The sequence below is a fragment of the Sphingobium sp. 3R8 genome, from assembly GCF_020166615.1.
Classification (GTDB): Bacteria; Pseudomonadota; Alphaproteobacteria; order Sphingomonadales; family Sphingomonadaceae; genus Sphingobium; species Sphingobium bisphenolicum.
In genome coordinates this window covers 1-17,168 of sequence record NZ_JAIQXR010000006.1, presented here as the reverse complement: position 1 = coordinate 17,168, position 17,168 = coordinate 1, and the positions used below count along the sequence as shown (strand labels likewise).

At 64.8% G+C, this 17,168-nt stretch carries 14 protein-coding genes, 1 tRNA gene and 1 pseudogene; 5 read left to right on the top strand and 11 right to left on the bottom strand.

The features are described from left to right. Positions 1-32: 32 nt before the first annotated feature. Both K9B33_RS07400 and K9B33_RS07395 read right to left on the bottom strand, forming a co-directional pair. Positions 33-947, bottom strand: coding sequence for a dienelactone hydrolase family protein (locus tag K9B33_RS07400; protein ID WP_224547804.1), 915 nt, complete (start codon positions 945-947; stop codon positions 33-35). A 38-nt stretch (positions 948-985) separates the two neighbouring features. After that, entirely contained in the window at positions 986-1,408 is a 423-nt protein-coding gene (locus tag K9B33_RS07395; RefSeq protein WP_224547802.1) for a gamma-glutamylcyclotransferase, read from the bottom strand. Between the two features lie 325 nt (positions 1,409-1,733). Here K9B33_RS07395 and K9B33_RS07390 point away from each other — a divergent pair, with 325 nt between their 5' ends. Next, positions 1,734-1,919, top strand: coding sequence for a PspC domain-containing protein (locus K9B33_RS07390; protein WP_224547800.1), 186 nt, complete (start codon positions 1,734-1,736; stop codon positions 1,917-1,919). Positions 1,920-2,251: 332 nt separating this feature from the next. On the opposite strand, the gene K9B33_RS07385 is transcribed toward K9B33_RS07390, so the two are convergent. After that, positions 2,252-2,992 (bottom strand): DUF72 domain-containing protein, encoded by a 741-nt coding sequence (locus K9B33_RS07385; RefSeq protein WP_224547798.1) that lies wholly within the window; start codon positions 2,990-2,992, stop codon positions 2,252-2,254. Positions 2,993-3,121: 129 nt separating this feature from the next. Between K9B33_RS07385 and K9B33_RS07380 the strand changes: the two genes are divergently transcribed. After that, the gene (locus tag K9B33_RS07380) at positions 3,122-3,358 is read left to right on the top strand and encodes a DUF2061 domain-containing protein (RefSeq protein WP_224547796.1); all 237 of its coding nucleotides are present in this window, start codon (positions 3,122-3,124) and stop codon (positions 3,356-3,358) included. Positions 3,359-3,364: 6 nt separating this feature from the next. Here the strand turns inward: K9B33_RS07380 and K9B33_RS07375 are convergent, their stop codons facing one another. The 3 genes from K9B33_RS07375 to recJ form a co-directional block, all read right to left on the bottom strand. Continuing rightward, complete coding sequence (locus tag K9B33_RS07375; RefSeq protein ID WP_224547794.1) at positions 3,365-4,036, bottom strand: peptidylprolyl isomerase; 672 nt, start codon at positions 4,034-4,036, stop codon at positions 3,365-3,367. A 126-nt stretch (positions 4,037-4,162) separates the two neighbouring features. Further along, positions 4,163-4,237: transfer RNA gene (locus K9B33_RS07370), tRNA-Glu, on the bottom strand. Between the two features lie 101 nt (positions 4,238-4,338). Then, a complete protein-coding gene (gene recJ / locus K9B33_RS07365; protein ID WP_224547793.1) occupies positions 4,339-6,105 on the bottom strand; it encodes a single-stranded-DNA-specific exonuclease RecJ in 1,767 nt (588 codons plus the stop codon). Positions 6,106-6,244: 139 nt separating this feature from the next. Between recJ and K9B33_RS07360 the strand changes: the two genes are divergently transcribed. Then, positions 6,245-8,377: an autotransporter assembly complex protein TamA gene (locus tag K9B33_RS07360; RefSeq protein ID WP_224547791.1), complete on the top strand. Its 2,133-nt coding sequence runs from the start codon at positions 6,245-6,247 to the stop codon at positions 8,375-8,377. Next, positions 8,377-12,600, top strand: coding sequence for a translocation/assembly module TamB domain-containing protein (locus K9B33_RS07355; RefSeq protein ID WP_224547789.1), 4,224 nt, complete (start codon positions 8,377-8,379; stop codon positions 12,598-12,600). The genes K9B33_RS07360 and K9B33_RS07355 overlap by 1 nt, the downstream gene beginning before the upstream one ends. A gap of 48 nt (positions 12,601-12,648) precedes the next feature. Here the strand turns inward: K9B33_RS07355 and K9B33_RS07350 are convergent, their stop codons facing one another. From K9B33_RS07350 to K9B33_RS23040, 5 genes are all read right to left on the bottom strand, one after another. Continuing rightward, positions 12,649-13,107, bottom strand: coding sequence for a hypothetical protein (locus K9B33_RS07350; RefSeq protein ID WP_224547787.1), 459 nt, complete (start codon positions 13,105-13,107; stop codon positions 12,649-12,651). Between the two features lie 76 nt (positions 13,108-13,183). After that, entirely contained in the window at positions 13,184-13,963 is a 780-nt protein-coding gene (locus K9B33_RS07345) for a transglutaminase-like domain-containing protein (protein WP_224547785.1), read from the bottom strand. A 659-nt stretch (positions 13,964-14,622) separates the two neighbouring features. Continuing rightward, a complete protein-coding gene (gene recA, locus K9B33_RS07340; protein WP_224547783.1) occupies positions 14,623-15,696 on the bottom strand; it encodes a recombinase RecA in 1,074 nt (357 codons plus the stop codon). A gap of 119 nt (positions 15,697-15,815) precedes the next feature. Next, a complete protein-coding gene (locus tag K9B33_RS07335) occupies positions 15,816-16,172 on the bottom strand; it encodes a response regulator (protein WP_224547782.1) in 357 nt (118 codons plus the stop codon). Positions 16,173-16,204: 32 nt separating this feature from the next. Next, a complete protein-coding gene (locus tag K9B33_RS23040) occupies positions 16,205-16,336 on the bottom strand; it encodes a hypothetical protein (protein ID WP_261935697.1) in 132 nt (43 codons plus the stop codon). Positions 16,337-16,399: 63 nt separating this feature from the next. Here K9B33_RS23040 and K9B33_RS07330 point away from each other — a divergent pair. Beyond that, positions 16,400-17,168, top strand: a pseudogene (locus K9B33_RS07330) (hypothetical protein); the annotation flags it as partial.

The window sequence follows — 17,168 nt, the reverse complement described above, 5'->3', positions numbered from 1 at the left end:
GGGCTCCTGCGAACACAGGAGCCCGGTTTTTCTCACCGCTTCACATATGTTCCGAACCAGTCGAGCGTCGCGTCCCACGCGGCCTTGGCGGCGGCTTCGTTATAGCTGGGGCGATAATCGGCCATGAAGCCATGGTCCGCGCCCTCATGGACGGTGATGGCGTCGGGCGGCGACTTGCCCGCCTTGACCAGCGCCGCGCGCATCGCCTCCACGTCCGTCAGCGGTATGCCCTTGTCCAGTGCGCCATATTGGCCCAGCACCGGCGCCTTGAGCTTGCCGACCTCCTCGATCGCGCTCAGCGGCTGCAAGGGCGTCTTGTCCGTTACCAGCCGCCCATAATAAGCAACACCCGCATCCAGATCGGCGCTATGCGCGGCATAGAGCCAGACGACCCGCCCGCCCCAGCAAAAGCCGGTGATGCCACGCCGCTTCGCGTCGCCACCATGTTTTCCGGCCCAGCCATAGGTGGTGTCGATATCGGCCAGCACCTGCGCGTCGGGTGCTTTGGACACGATGGTGCCGATCAATTGCTTGAAATCAGCGACCTTGGTCGCGTCGCCGTGGCGGGCGAACAGGTCGGGCGCGATGGCGTAATAGCCCGCCTTGGCGAAGCGGCGGCAGATGTCGCGAATCCATTCATGCACGCCGAAAATCTCATGCACCACGACGATGACGGGCGCGGCCTTGCCGCCCGCCGGGCGCGCGACGAAGGCGGGCATGGCAAAGCCGTCGCTGGCGGGAATCGAGACATTCTCTTCCGTCAGTCCTTCGGCGGAGGTCTGCACCGCGCTGCTGGCGATGGGGCGGCAGGCGACGGCGAAACCGGCGGCAAAGGCTCCACCCGCCAATATGTGCCGACGCTGGAAGCCGGTGGTGCCGATCCAGTTACGGTCTTCGGCCAGCCGCTCCACGGGGGCCGCGTCATCCTGTTTGCGATCGGTCGTCATCGGCGCCTGTCTCCTGTGCATCCCCCCGACGCGGCAGACTAGTCGTCCGGGGTCTGCGCGCAAGACAGGAAGTCGCCATCGGCGATAGGGGGCAGGCCTGCTGTGTCGCGCGTGTAGAGATAGGCCCAGGCCTCCACCGGCCCGTCCGCCGCCTGCACCGTCATCGCCTCGCGGCGATATTCATGGGGCTGGGGGTGATGGGCCGCGCATTCCTCATAATCGTCCAGCACGGCCAGGATCGCCGCGGCGTCGGTCAGTGCGAAGAGGTCACCCTGCACCCTGCCCGTCGGCCCGGTCACCAGCCCCGGATAGTCGGCGACCCGGCAGAGCGCGCCGCCGACCGTGGCGGGGCCGACCAGCCGCGCCACCTGCCGCAACCAGCGCGCCATCTGCCCGTCAAAGGTGGCCCGCAGCGTGCCATAGACGAACAGATGGACAGGCTCCACCGCGGGGTCAGGCATATTTCACCAACCTGCGGGAAAATCTCCCAATAGCGAGCCTATTCGCCAGCCTAGCATGATGCCTTATTGGCAAAGAGTCTCGGATTTCCGCCAAAAATCGAAACTGGCACGGCATCTGCAATTCCTGTGGGCATCAAGGTCGGAATGATCCGGCCATCACATCAGGGAGTATCCACCATGTCCATCGCCAAGATCCAGCACGCCGCTATCGCCCTTGTCGGCGCTTTCATCGTCGCCAGCCTGTTCGTCAGCGCGGCGATCCCGGTGTCGCCGATCGCCTGATCGCGCACCCCCCTTCCCATCATTTCAGCAGAAGGCCAGACAGATGAACAGCAGCTTCACCCTCGACCGCAACAACGGCAAGATCATGGGCGTATGCGCCGGCGTCGCCAACCGCACCGGACTGGACGTGACGCTGCTCCGCGTCGGACTGGTCCTGCTGACGCTCTGCGCATTGGGACCGATCGGCGTCGTGGCCTATCTGCTTGCGGGCTGGCTGGCGGAGGGTTGATGCTCGCCCACAATCGGTTCACGACATCGCCTAATAGAAAGCAAATAAAAAGGCCGCTCCGGTCAAACCGGAAGCGGCCTTTTCGCATCCTGACGAGTCGGGATGCAGTGCGCGCGCAACGCGCAATCAGGCATATAGCACCGAATAGAAAGTCAGCATCTGAACGCCGACCGCAATGGCCAGCACAGCACCCTGAAAGGCCTGCCGCATATTTTGCTCCATCTTTACAAGAATTGTCACCCATCTGGGTGTGAGCGGGCCAATAAGCTCGTCATATTCTTGTAACAATCGCAAAGCACGGCATACCGATTGCACTAAATGCAACAGGCCTGTTACTGCAAAGCCACGATCATCGCCTGCGCCGCCGCCGGGTTGCGCTCCTTGGCGCCGCTGATGAAGAAGGCGAATACATCGCCCTGCCCTGCGGCCGCCCTGGCCCGCCCGGCCCAGTCCGCGATCGCCGCAGGCGGATAGCCGGTCGCCTCGTCCGCCTGCGCCCGCATCAGCCGCATATAGGCAAAGCCGACATCATGGCCGGCGATCGCGGGATAGTCGTCATGGTCCGCCAGCACCACCGCGGCCCCGGCGTCGCGCGCCATCGCCAGAAAGGCCGGGTCGTCGAAACTCTCGTGCCGCACCTCCAGCGCATGGCGCAGCGGCACGCCATCGACGCTGTGCGGCAGTAAGTGCAGGAAGGCGCCGAAATCGTCCGGGTCGAAGCGCTTGGTCGGCATGAACTGCCACAGTATCGGCCCCAGCCGGTCGCCAAGTTCGGCGATCCCCTGGCTGGTAAACTTGGCGATGGAATCACCCGCCTGCGCCAGCAGCTTGCGATTGGTGCAATAGCGCGACGCCTTGACCGCAAACTGGAAGCCGTCCGGCACCGCCTTCGCCCAGCCGGCAAAGGTCGCGGGCTTCTGGCTGCTATAATAAGTCGCGTTGATCTCGGTCGCGGTCAGATGTTCGCCGACATAGGCCAGCTCGTCCTTCTGCCGCAGTCCCACCGGGTAGAAATTCCCGCGCCACGGCTCGTAGACCCAGCCGCCAATGCCCACCCTGATCCGTCCAGCCATGCGCCCTCTCCTCCGTCGCCATCCTGATCGCGGCAGCCTGATCGTCCGGGGCGATCAGAGCCAGCGGAAAAAGCCATTGGCCGTTGTTGCAAACGACTCTTAACTGGGTTGCAACCAAGGAGACGCCCCATGTCGCTCGACCTCATCAAGACCGGCACCTATCTGTCCATCCACCTGACCGTCGGCTTCACCGTCGCCTATGCCATGACCGGTTCGATCGCGCTCGCCGGCGGAATCGCGCTGGTGGAGCCGGTGATCAACGCCGTCGCCTTCTTCTTCCACGAACAGGCTTGGAAGACGGTTCAGGCCCGGCCGCCGCGCGAAGGCGGCAAGCGATGGGTGCGCGATCGGGCGGTGTTCGCGTAGAGCCGTCTATTTCGCCGTCCGTTTGTTGAGGCCGATCAGCCACGGCTTCACCCCGCGCGTGGGCTTGGGCGTGCCGTCCAGCCGCCGGGCGCGCAGGATGCGGATCGGCTTGACGATCATCTGCCCGCGCATCGGCCCCGACCCGCAGCAGGTCGGCACCGACAGGATCTTGCGCACCACATCCATGCCACCGACGACATGGCCGAAGGCGGCATAGCCGATATAGTCGCCGCGCGCGTCCATGTTGGGCGTCGCACCGATGGTGATGAAGAAATTGCCCATCGCCGAATTGGGCCGGTTGGGCCGCGCCATGGACAGCGTGGCGTCGAGATGAAGGATGCCGGTCCGGCTCGTCGGCTCATGCGTAACGGGCGGCAGCGACCGGCGGGCATCGGTGTCGATGCCACCCTGGATCAGGCCATGATGGGGGTCGCTCTTGCGCCGCGCCGCGCGGTAGAAAGTGACGCCATCGAAACGGCCGTCATCGACATAGGTCAGGAAATTGGCCGAGGTCCGCGGCGCCCGCTTCTGGTCCACCGCCACGACGATCGTGCCGACCGATGTTTCGATCGCCACGCGGGTGAAACCAGGAGTGGGCCGATTGGCCGGAAGCGCGATGGAGAGGGCAGACCACAGCCCAAGAGTCAGACCAAGGACACACAGGACAACAGGACGCATCGGGCAACATTTACTCGGCAAGGACGGCGGGCGCCCAACGGTAAAGCGGGCGCAGGCACCCCGCAACCGCCGGGCCAAGCATTTGTCGATGAGAAGAGCTGAAAAGCCCCTCCGCCGGAGCGGAGGTGGTGATCCCAACGGGATTCGAACCCGTATCGCTGCCGTGAAAGGGCAGTGTCCTAACCGTTAGACGATGGGACCTCATGCAGCGACTGACCGGGCAGCGCTGCGAAGCGAGGGCGCAATTAGGCGGGGACGGCAAAAGGGTCAACCCCCAAAAGGCAAGAAAATGACAATCCTGCTTAATCCGCCCAGGCGGCGTCCTCCAGATGCAGTTCGGCGGCCGGGCGGCTGCCCCAGTCATCGATCTTGGCCTTGCCCGCGACCCACAGTTTGCGGTCGCGCGGCGCGCCCAATATCGCCTGGCCCAGATCGGTTTCGGCCTGGCGGAAGGCGATCGTCTTGATCGACCGGCCATCCTCCCCGCTCATGATCGCGCGCAAATGGCCGTTGCCCACGATATCGGCCTTGATGACGCGCATCGGCCCAGCGGCGATCAGCGGTGCGGGCCAGCCCGCGCCATAGGGGCCACCCTGCTCGATCGCGGCGACGAAGTCCGGGTTCACGCCAGCGGGCGCCAGCACCGCGTCGATCAGCAGCGCCCGGTTGTCGCGCGCTTTGGCGACGGCGGCGGACAGCCGGTCGTCCAGAAAGTCGGCGAGCGCGTCGATCCGGTCGGCCGCGACCGTCAGCCCCGCCGCCATGGCATGGCCGCCGCCCGCGACCAGCAGACCGCTATCCTTCGCCGCCATCACCGCAGCGCCCAGGTCCACGCCGGAAATGGAGCGGCCCGATCCCTTGCCCACCCCGTCCTCATCGACGGCGATGACGATCGCTGGCCGCCCCGCCTTTTCCTTTATCCTCCCTGCGACGATGCCGATAACGCCGGGGTGCCAGCCCTGGCCGGATATGACCGCCACGGCGCGATTGCCCTGCGCGGCCAGCAAGGCTTCGGCCTGTTCCTGCACCGTCGATTCAATGGCGCGGCGTTCCTCATTATAGTGATCGAGCTGCGCGGCGATGCGGGCGGCTTCGGCCGGGTCTTGCGTGGTCAGCAGCCGCACGCCCAGATCCGCCTGCCCGACCCGACCGCCCGCATTGATGCGCGGGCCGAGCGCGAAGCCCAGATCGTGGCACAGCGGCGCGCGGGTCAGGCGGCTGGCGTCGATCAGGGCGGCAAGGCCGATATTGTGGCGCTTGGCCATCACCTTCAGCCCCTGCGCCACGAAGGCGCGGTTGAGGCCCTTCAATTGCGCGACGTCCGCCACCGTGCCGAGCGCGACGATATCGAGCAACTCCATCAGCGCCGGCTCGCTGCGACTGGCGAACCAGCCCCGCGCCCGCAAGACCCGCACCAGCGCCGCGCCGAGCAGGAAGGCGACGCCGACCGCGGCCAGATGGCCATGCACCGCCGCGCCGTCATTCTCGTCCAGCCGGTTGGGGTTCACCAGGGCAAAGGCTTCGGGCAGCGTGGTCGAGCATTTATGATGATCGACCACGACGACGTCGACGCCGGTCGCCCTGGCCATCGACAGCGCCTCGAACGCCTGCGCGCCGCAATCGACGGTGACGATCAGGGTCGCGCCCTCCCCCGCCAGCCGCACCAGCGCCTCGCCCGACGGGCCATAGCCTTCCATCAGACGGTCGGGGATATAGGGTTTCGCGTGCAGCCCCAGGTCGCGCAGCAACCGGATCAGCAGCGCCGCGCTGGTCGCGCCGTCGACGTCATAATCGCCGAAGATACGGACATCCTCGCCGCGCTGCACCGCGTCGGCCAGCCGATCGGCGGCCGCATCCATGTCGCGGAACAGGCTGGGGTCGGGCATGAACTGGCGGATGGTAGGATTGCGGTGGGCATCGACTGCGTCGCGCGGACACCCCCGCGCCAGCAGCAATTGCGTCACCAGATCGTCGGGCAGATAGGTGGCGTCGCGCCCGTCGGCGTTGCCGCCCCGCCAGCGCCAGGGCTGGCCCGAAATCGATCGCGAGATATTGAGCGCAAATGTCATGCAAAGCCTCTAGCCTTGTGCGAGTCCCGTGGGAAGCGCGGCAAATCCTGTTGTAGGTGGAACCGAGGCAACTTGTTGAGCGTATTGCCTCTTTACCGCGCGTGTGGAATGCACGGTGCAAAGGGGGCATCGTAGGTTCATGACGAGACGACAGGCATATCATGTCCGGCGCATAATGGCCGTGGCGCTGATGACAGCCTCGTCCCTGCCGCTGATGGCCCAAGCCCAGTCGACGCCCGTACCCGATCCCAGCCTTCCTCATGAAGCGACCCAGGGCGAAGAGCCGATCCTGCCCGACGACCAGTTCGAGGCGCGGTTGCCCAAGGCAGCGACTCCGGACCAGGCCAATCCCGACGCGCCCCTGCCCTCGATCGAGAGCTGGATCGACCAGCAGATGCCGCAGTCATCGAACGCGCCAACCGAATTGCCGCCAGCGATCGATCCGGCCGAGGAACAGGAACTGGCCCAGCCGCTGCCGCCGCTCGACAGCGTGACCGTCCCGACCAATGTCGCGGACAATAATAATGCCAACGCGAAGCAGCCCGACATACGCTACGCCACCAGCATCGAAGGGTTCGGCAAGACCGGGCTGGAGGACGAGTTCCGCGCCGAATCCGCGCTGATCGACGGCAAGGGCAAGGCGGAAACCGCGGCCATGGTGCAGGCGCGCGCACAGGAGGATGAGAAGCTCGCGACGCGCCTCTTTTATTCGCAGGGCTATTATGACGCGACGGCGCTCGCCAGCCTGGACCAGGCCGGTGACGGGACGCTGAAGGCGGTGATCTCCGTAACGCCGGGCAAACGCTACAAGATCGGCGACATCGTCATCAATGCCGGGCCGACGGTGCCGCCTGGCCTGGTCCGCGACAGCCTGCCGCTCAAGACCGGCGATTATATCGTCGCGACCCTGGTCGAAGGCGCGGAGGCCAATGTCGCGTTGAAGCTGCCCGAAAATGGCTATCCCTTCGCAAAGGTCGGGGACCGCGACATATTGCTCGATCCCGCGACAGTGACGGGCGACTATACGCTGCCGGTGGATACCGGCCCGCGCGGCACGTTCCGCAAGATCACCACTAGCGGCGACAAACAGGCGTTCGGCGCCGACCATATGGAAGTCATCAAACGCTACAAGCGGGGCGAACTCTATGACAGCCGCAAGGTGGACGATCTGCGCAAGGCGCTGGTCGCGACGTCGCTGTTTTCCAGCGTGTCGGTGGAGCCGGTGCAGACCGGCGAGGCGGGGCCGGACGGCACCGAATATGTCGATCTGGCCGTCGAGCAGGAAGCCGGGCCACCCCGCACGCTGGCGGGCGAAGCGGGCTATGGCACCGGCCAGGGCTTCCGCGCCGAGGGGACATGGACCCATCGCAACCTCTTCCCGCCGGAAGGCGCGCTGATCCTGGGCGCGATCGCGGGCACGCAGGAACAGGGCGCATCGGCGACCTTCCGCCGGTCCAATGCGGGCAAGCGCGACAGGACGTTCCAGACCGGCATCACGCTCAATCACCAGAATTACGATGCCTATGAGGCGTTTACCGCGGGCCTCAACATCGGCTGGTCGCGCCAGTCCACCCCGATCTTCCAGAAGCGCTGGACCTACAGCTATGGCGCGGAAATCCTGCTGACCAACGAGCAGGTGGTGATCGACCCGGCCACCGCTGACAAGACGCGGCGCACCTATTTCATCGGCGGCCTGCCGGTGCAGATCGGCTATGACCGCTCCAACGACCTGCTCAACCCGACCAAGGGCTTCCGCGCCAATCTGCGCGCCGAACCGGAAGGGTCGTTGCAGGGGAATTTCTCGCCCTATCTGCGCGCCAGTTTCGACCTGACCGGCTATTATCCGGTGTCGGACAACCTGGTCATTGCGGGACGGGCCAAGGTCGGCACCATCACCGGGGTCAGCCGCGGCGATGTCGCGCCATCGCGGCGCATCTATGCGGGCGGCGGCGGATCGGTACGCGGGTTCGGCTATCAGGAACTGGGGCCGAAGGACGCGAACAACGATCCGATCGGCGGCCGGTCGGTCAATGAATTTGCGGTCGAGGGCCGTTATCGCTTCGGCAACTATGGCGTCGTCGCCTTCGTGGACGCCGGTCAGGTCTATGAAAGCTCCATGCCGCAATTTTCCGACATGCGCTACGGCGTCGGCCTGGGCGGCCGCTTCTACACCAATTTCGGTCCGTTCCGCGCGGACATCGCCATGCCGATCAACCGGCAGCCCGGCGAGTCCAAATTCGCGCTCTATATCGGCATCGGGCAGGCTTTCTGATGGCGCAGGACGACATCATGCCCGCCGGCGACGACGCAACCCAGACGATCGTCATTCGCGAAAAGCGCCCGCTGTGGCAGAAGATCGCGATCGGCCTCATCGGCCTGATCCTCGCGCTGGTCCTGCTGGCGGGCGGATTGCTGCTTGGCCTCAATACCCAGCCGGGCAAGAAATTCCTGATCCAGCAGATCGCCGCGCTCCAGATGGAATCGGGCATGAAGATCGAGGTCGGCCGGATTGACGGGTCGATCTACAGCGACATGACGATCCACGATCTGGTGCTGCGCGACCCCAAGGGCGTGTTCGCGGTCAGCCCGAAGGTCCATGTCGTGTGGCGGCCGTTCCGCTACGTCAATAATCATATCTCGGTCAGCCTGCTGGAAACGCCGCTGGTCGTGCTGGCGCGCAGCCCGCAGTTCAATGTCGTCGCCAGCGATCCCAATGCCCCGATCCTGCCCGACCTGGACATCGACGTCGACCGGATGAAGATCGGCAAGTTCATCCTGGCCAAGCCGGTGATCGGGCAGAAGCGCGAGATCGCGATCGACGGTGTCACCCATATTGCGGACGGCCGGGCGATCCTGTCCGCCGATGCGATCGTCGACAGCGGCGACCGGCTGCAGGCGAAGCTGGACGCTGTGCCCGACCAGAACCGCCTGGCGATGAGCGGCACGCTGACCGCGCCCAGGGGCGGCGTGATCGCCGCCATGACCGGCCTGACCGACGGCGTCACCGCGACGCTGGACGGCAAGGGGACATGGCAGGCGTGGGAAGGGCGGGTCGTCGCGACCTCGCCCAAGGGCGAGCTGGCGAATATCGCTTTGTCGGCGCGGAACGGCAATTTCACCGCCAAAGGCCCGGTGCGTCCGGGGCTGGTCTTCGCCGGCACCGTCGATCGGCTCACCGCGCCGCAACTGGACGTCGATCTGTTCGCCGGGCTGAACGAGCGGCGCGTCAATATCAAGGGCACGTTGCGCTCGCCCGCCATGAGCGCCGACGCGCAGGGGCTGATCGACCTCGGCAAAAGCCAGTTCAGCGCGCTCAGGATCAACGCCGCGCTGCTGACGCCCGGCGCGATCATGGAGAAGGTGAAGGGTCGCGACGTACGTGCCTCCATCATCCTCGACGGGCCGATGGCGACGCCGTTCATCGATTATGACATTACCGCCAAGAGCCTGGCGTTCGACGCCACCGGCATCGAGAATCTGAAGGCCAGCGGCCGGGCGGTGATCGACAGCGATCGCATCCGCATTCCGATCAACGCCACCGCCACCCGCGTCACCGGCCTCAATGCCGCAGCGGGCGGCTTGCTGCAAAATCTGCGCGTGAAGGGCGACTTCGCCTATGCCGCGGGCAAGCTGATCAGCGACAATCTGAAGATCGACAGCGACCGGGTGGACGCCACCGCCATCGTGCTGGCCGACCTCGACAATGCGCTCTATCGCGGGGCGCTCAAGGGTCGGGTCAACGACTATAAGATCGACGGCGTCGGCATCGTCAACCTCAACACCGACGTCGAACTGGTGCCCGGCCCCAGGGGCGGCTTTGGCCTGTCGGGCCGCTTCGGCGTGCGCACCGCGCGCTGGGAGAATGCCTCCGTCCGCGATTTCCTGGGCGGCAATGCGGTCGCCAGCGGCAAGATCGGCATGACGCCGGAGGGCAAGTTCACCCTGGCAGGTCTGAAAGGCGCGGCGCCCAACTTCACCATCCACAGCGGCTCCGGCAGCTATGACACCGACGGGCAGGTCGCGTTCGACGCGACGGCGTCGTCCAAACAATATGGGCCGCTCGCGCTGACCGTGCGAGGCACGATGGAGCGGCCGCAGGCGGTGTTGCGCGCGGCGCGGCCCAATGTCGGCGTGCAACTGACCGACGTGGTCGCCAAGCTGAATGGCGAGGCGGCAGGATACCCGCTCGAAGCCACCGGCGGGTCGCCCTATGGGCCTTTCTTCGCCAATGTGTTGATCCGCACGGCGAAAGGCCCGCTGACCATCGACGTCACCAAGGCGCGCTTCGCCGGGGTCGACATGAACGGCCGCATCCAGCAAAGCGCCGCCGGCCCCTTCACCGGGCAGCTCGCCATGAACGGCTCGGGCATCACCGGCGCGATCCGGCTGGCCGCCGTGGGCAAGGTGCAGGGCGTGGACGTCAACGCCACCGCCAGCAACGCCAAGCTGCCGGGCGAGGCCGATATCGTGATCGGCCGGGCGATCGTCACCGCCTCCATGCTGCTGACCGAGCAACCCCAGATCAAGGCCGATGCGCAGATCGCCAACGCCGCCTATGGCGCCTATGTGGTGCGCAAGGCGCGGGCGCGGATCGACTATCAGGGCGGACGCGGGCGCGCGCAACTGGTCGCCGACGGCTCCAGCGGCGTGCCCTTCTCGATCGCCGCCAACGCCGCGTTGCGCCCGAACCTCTATGCCGTGGCCTTGCAGGGCAAGGCGGCGAACATCGATTTCCGTCTGGCCCAGCCGGCCATCATCCGCAGCGAGCCGGGCGGCTATCGCCTGAAGCCGGCTACGCTGGTGCTGCCGCAGGGCAAGGTGGACCTGGCCGGTCGCTTCGGCGACACGACCGTGGCGCAGGCGCGGTTCAAGGATTTCGACCTCGCCATCGCCAATATGGCCGCGCCCGGCCTGGGCATCGGCGGGCGGATGACGGGCACGCTGGACTATGCGCAGAAGGGCAGCGCCTTCCCGACCGCGACCACGCGCCTCGCGATCAATGACTTCCGCCGATCCAGCCTGACCGCCGTGTCCGACCCGGTGTCGATGAGCGTCGAAGGCAAGCTGTCGTCGGCGGGCGGCGACCTGCGCGGGCTGATCCGCGAGGGCAGCAGCACGCTGGGCCGCTTCACCGCGACGCTCGCTCCTCCGGGCGCCGGTGCAAGCTGGGCCGAGCAGTTGCAGAATGCGCCGCTGGGCGGCGGCATCCGCTATGCCGGCCCGGCCGACGTGCTCTTCTCCTTCGCCGGCCTGGCCGACCAGCAGCTGACCGGCGGGCTGGCGGTGGCGGCCGACTTTAGCGGGCGGCTGAGCGATCCGCGACTCAACGGCGTGGTGCGCGCCAATGCGTTGACCTATGAGAATGAGACGTTCGGCACGCGCGTCACCCAGATGAAGCTGGATGGCCGTTTCACCAACGACCATCTGGAGATTCGCGATTTCTCCGGCCGCGCGGGCGACGGCACGGTGCAGGCGTCGGGCAATGTCGGGCTGGCCGCCGCGAGCGGCTTCCCGATGGATATCGCGGTCAAGTTGAACCGCGCGCGGCTGGCGCGCAGCGAAGCGATCACCAGCGTCGTCAGCGGCACCATCAATATCAGCAACAACCCGGCTAACGGCGGCCTGATCAAGGGCGACCTGAACCTGCCCGAAACCCGGTACAAGGTGGCCTGGCAGGGCGGGACTGAAATCCGACAGCTCGCCGGGGTGCGGCGCAAGGGCGAAGGCGGCGACGCGCTCGACCAGCGACTGGCCGCGCGCAAGGCGGCGGCGGCCAAGCCCGCCGACTGGAAACTGGATATCCGGGTGAAGGCCGACAATGAAATCTATGTCACCGGCATGGGGCTGGATTCCGAATGGAAGACCAATATGCGCATCACCGGCACGACCGCCAATCCGCGCATCATTGGCAAGATCGAGGTGATCCGCGGCCGCTACAGCTTCTCGGGCCATCAGTTCGACCTGGAACAGGGCGTCATCACCTTCAACGGCCCGATGATGAATCCGATCCTGGCGATCAAGGCGCAGACCCGGATCGACACGGTGACGGCGGGCATCCAGGTGACGGGATCGGCGCAGCAGCCCGATATCGCCTTCATCTCCACGCCGACCCTGCCGCAGGACGAAATCCTCTCGCGGATCCTGTTCGGGGACAATGTCGCCAACCTGTCGCCGATGCAGGCGGTGCAACTGGCGGCGGCGCTCAACGGACTGCGCGGCGGCAGCGGCGGGCTCAATCCGATGGGCAAGCTGCAGGGCGCGTCGGGCATCGACCGGATCGGCATCGTCGGCGGCGACGACACCACCGGGCGCGGCACGTCGCTCGCCGTGGGCCAGCATATCTCCAACAATATCTATGTGGAGGTGATCACCGACTCCAAGGGCTTCACCGCCACCCAGTTGGAGATCGCGCTGTCCAAGACGCTGAGCCTGTTGTCGAAAACCGGCACCAATGCCGGATCGTCGGCCAACCTGCGCTATTCGAAGGATTATTGAGCGCAGCGCGAAGGACGACCGCCGAGGTGGAGCGGCGGTCGCCGTTGATCAGGTCAGCGTCCGGGGGACACCCAGCCTTGTCCATGCTTCACGCGCGTCGACCAGTTCGCGATCGCTGGCGGGCGTGCAGAAGCGTCGATCAAGCCAGAAGGCGCGCTGCGCTTCCGGCTTGCCGGAGCGGGTTCCCGGATCACGCACCATATGTCGCCGGATTTCGTCCAGTGACAGGAGATAGCAGGTTGGGCTGGACGATAGCGCGTCCGCAACGAAGACCCACCATGGCGTAACGATCGCTTCGGGCTGAAGCCCCAGGCGCACATCGTTGGGTCTGGCGCTCTGGGCCTTCACCTGAATGGGATGAACGATCCGCTCACATTGCGAGACGGCGTAGAGATCGGCCCCACGGGCGTTGCGGACGGTGAGCATCACGTTCCAACCATGTCGCGACAGTTCGCGCGCGACATGATAGACGCCGGCGTTGCCCGTCAATTGGCGTTCGTTGCTCATGCCCGGTCCATAACAGGCATATCTCTTTCAAATATATAACCGCCTTTCACCCCGATAGCCGAGGCGAGCGGACGGTCTATGCTGCCGTCACGGTGATCGACTGCGCGTTCATCATCGCGCCGCCGAAGACCGTCATGAAGGCAATGTCGGTGGCGTCGCGGCCGACGGCGATGCGGACCATGGTTTCGACTGGGGCAAGGCCGGTGGAATCGACGATGTGCCAGGCGCCGTCGAGCCAGACTTCCACCACCGCATGGAAGTCTGGCGGATCGAGGCCGAGCGCATAGACCGACACCAGCCGCGCTGGAATGTCGCGCGAACGGATCAGCGCAGCGGTCAGATGGGCGAAGTCGCGGCAGACGCCCTGTTGCGCGACGAAGGTATCGGCCGCGGTGGTTGTGATGTCGGAACTGCCCGGCACATAGACGAGATTGTCATGCACCCAGTCGACCAAAGCCTGCACCAGCGCGCCGCCCTGCAGGTCCGGGAAATGGCTGCTGACGAAGCTGCCGAACCGATCGGCCTCGCAATAGCGGCTGGGCCAGATGAACGGCAGCACCTCTTCGGGCAGGCTGGGCAGCGGGCTTTTCGCGAGGCTGGCGATATCGACCGGCGCCCGATCGACGTCCACGGTGGCGCGGTAGGTGCTGAGCATCCGGCCGGTGCCGGTGCGGGTCCAGGTGCGGCGGCCGATGCCGCTGCCGCCCACCTTGTTGGTCAACGGCCCGGCATTGTCGATGATATGCGACTGGGTGACGACCCGCTGGTCGGGCAGCGCCGCCGCCTCGACCGCCAGCAGCACGTCGGTCGGTTCGGCGAAGTCATAGTCGAGGATCGCTTCGATGGCGACGCGCATGGGATGGGTTCCAGTGTGAGAGAGGACGGGTCGAATCGGCGCGCCTGACCCAGCATCGGGAGGCTGCAAGGGGTTAGCAAGGGGTCATAGGCGGCGGCCGGATGGATGGCCGGAAGGAGGCGGGCTTGGTGGGTCTGTATGGTGGCGGGCATGGGCTGAAAAGCCTGCCCACGCTTTATGTTCCGCCGGGTCTGCGGTGACGCGGACGAAGGCCGATCGATATTCAGCCCGGACAGCCTGCAAGGCGATTTCCCGCGCCGCCGCTGCCCAGATAAGTTTAGTATGCAGGACTCCGGGTCACGAAAACCACCATGTTCCGCGCGTCATCGTCCGAATATCGATCGGCCTATGGCAGGACATCAGGCGATCAGAAACGGCAAGAATGCAGACAGCGACTGCACGAAGGGATCGGAGGGTCCGCGGCGGACGATCGCGGGCGTTTTGCCGGCTCAACTACGCATATTTCCCGCTTATCCTGTTCTTTCGCTACGCTACCCCGATCCTGTCGGAAAGTCGGCGCCCGCCCTTCCTACGTTCGGTACACGGTAAAAGGCCCGTCGCGCGGGGACGCGACGGGCCTTTTCAGAGCGTGATGCGCAAGGCGGGCGAGAGCCGATGAACCGCCCCCCGGCTGATCCGGCCGGGGGCTGTTTCAGGGCTTATTCGCCATCATCCTCCGCATCGGGTCCGGTGATCATCTTTTCTGCGACTTCTTCGGTCTTCCCGCGGATCGCCTGTTCCAGCTTGTCCGCCAGTTCGGGATGTTCCTTGAGAAAAGTCTTGGAATTTTCACGTCCCTGACCGATGCGGATCGAGTCGTAGGAAAACCAAGCGCCCGACTTCTCGACGATCCCGGCCTTGACGCCGAGGTCGAGAATTTCGCCGATCTTCGAGATGCCTTCGCCATACATGATGTCGAATTCGACCTGCTTGAAGGGCGGGGCGACCTTGTTCTTGACCACCTTCACGCGGGTCGCGTTGCCGACGATATCGTCGCGATCCTTGATCTGGCCGGTGCGACGGATGTCGAGGCGGACCGACGCATAGAATTTGAGCGCATTGCCGCCGGTCGTGGTTTCCGGGTTACCGTACATCACGCCGATCTTCATGCGCACCTGGTTGATGAAGATCACCATGCATTTGGACCGCGAGATCGAGCCGGTGAGCTTGCGCAGCGCCTGGGACATGAGGCGCGCCTGCAGGCCGACATGGCTGTCGCCCATCTCGCCCTCGATTTCCGCACGGGGAACCAGCGCCGCGACGGAGTCGATCACCAATATGTCGATCGCATTGGAGCGCACCAGCGTATCGACGATTTCCAGCGCCTGTTCGCCGGTATCCGGCTGCGACACGATCAGTTCGTCGATATCGACGCCCAGTTTCTTGGCATAGCCCGGATCGAGCGCATGTTCCGCATCCACAAAGGCCGCGGTGCCGCCCGCCTTCTGCGCTTCGGCGATGGCGTGGAGCGCCAGCGTGGTCTTGCCCGAGCTTTCCGGGCCGTAAATCTCGATGATGCGCCCCTTGGGCAGGCCGCCGATACCGAGCGCGATGTCGAGGCCCAGCGAGCCGGTCGAAATCGCCTCGATCTCCAGCTTCTCGCGGCTGCCCAGCTTCATGGCCGAGCCCTTGCCGAAGGCGCGGTCGATCTGCGCGAGCGCCGCGTCCAATGCTTTCTGTCTGTCCATTGTCCCGTTCTTCTTGGAATCGATGAGGGAGAGCATTGCGGTCATCGGCCAGTCCTCTGTCAAGCGGAACGCAAAGGTTCCGTGCGCTGGACGATGATGTATCCTGTTTGTTCTTCAAGAACAAGAGGGGAACGGAAATTTCCTATCCCGCTCTCGAAAGGCCTTCACTCGGCCAATATCTTGCCCAGGGCGCGCTCGACCGCGCCGATGGTGAAGGGCTTGGCGAGCGTCGGCCGATCGGCATGGCCCGATGGCAGGTCGTCGGCCATGCCGCCGGTCGCGAAGATGAAAGGCACGCCCCGTTCGGCCAGGATATCGGCCACGGGCCAGCTTTTTTCGCCCTGGAGATTGCAGTCGACCAGCGCCGCGTCGAACCCGCCCTCGCGCGCATGGGCGCAGGCTTCGTCGACCGATGCCGCCACGGCGTGGAGCCGGTAACCCAAAGCGTCGAGATAATCCTCCAACATCATGCCGATCATCGCTTCATCCTCGACGATCAATATGCTTTTGGCGTCCGACATGTTGTGCGATCCTCGCTAATCCAGCCGACTCGCTAACCGATCACCGCCGACTTGCCCAGCATATTCACCTTGACCGAGATTGTGCTTTTCACCCACAGCCGCCCAATGTCCGGCGCTATGCAAATGGCTTCCAAAATCGTCGCTCCATCGACAAAGCCGGTCATGCTTGACTTGTTGGAAAATGTTGCTGATATGTTCTCACCGCGATAACAAGTCGGGGTGAGACAATGGAGATGGAATCGGAGACCTATCGGCTCGGATTTTCCACCTGGTTGCGAACGGGCCGCTGGCCGATTGCTGCACAGCGCGATGACGTTGAACTGAAGTTCAACCCCTATCACGATCCACGGAACGGACAATTTACCTTCGCACCGGGCGGGCCACGTTCGCTCAATAGGGTGATCGTCTCGCATGGACGGCAACACGCCCTGCGAAACGCGCGTCCAGCATTGACGAATACTGCATCGACGGGGAAAGGCTTGACGGTCAGCAATGCGGCCGGACGTCAGGCGACATTGCAGGATGCCCTGTATCGGCCGGGCGAGCATAGCGCTTCCATAATAGCAGCATCTCGCGCTCCCAGAGCCTCACGCGGCAGCAATGCCAGCGCCTTCCACGATCCCATGACGTTGCAGCAGGCGGTTCCCAATCTTGAGGGTCGGCCGGGAGGCGCAATCATAGCGTTGGCTGACACTCTTCTCGATATCACCGGCCCAGCACAAGAATTGACCGCCCAAATGACGCGGGACTGGTCAAATCAGTTGATCAATCAGGTCCGGGCTCTCGATCCTGAATATCGTTTCGATAGCCTGGGTTTCCCGCAGACCTTGGAAGGCCAGATCAACCAGTTGAACACACTCCGCTTTGATCGGGCCGTAGCCTTTCTGCGCATGAGACAAGAAGTGAGGCCGCTGCAAGTAGAGATTTTGCGATTCATACAGCAACGAGTCGATAGGGCTTATGCAGATGGCATCAAGTTGCTACGCGCTGGTAAAT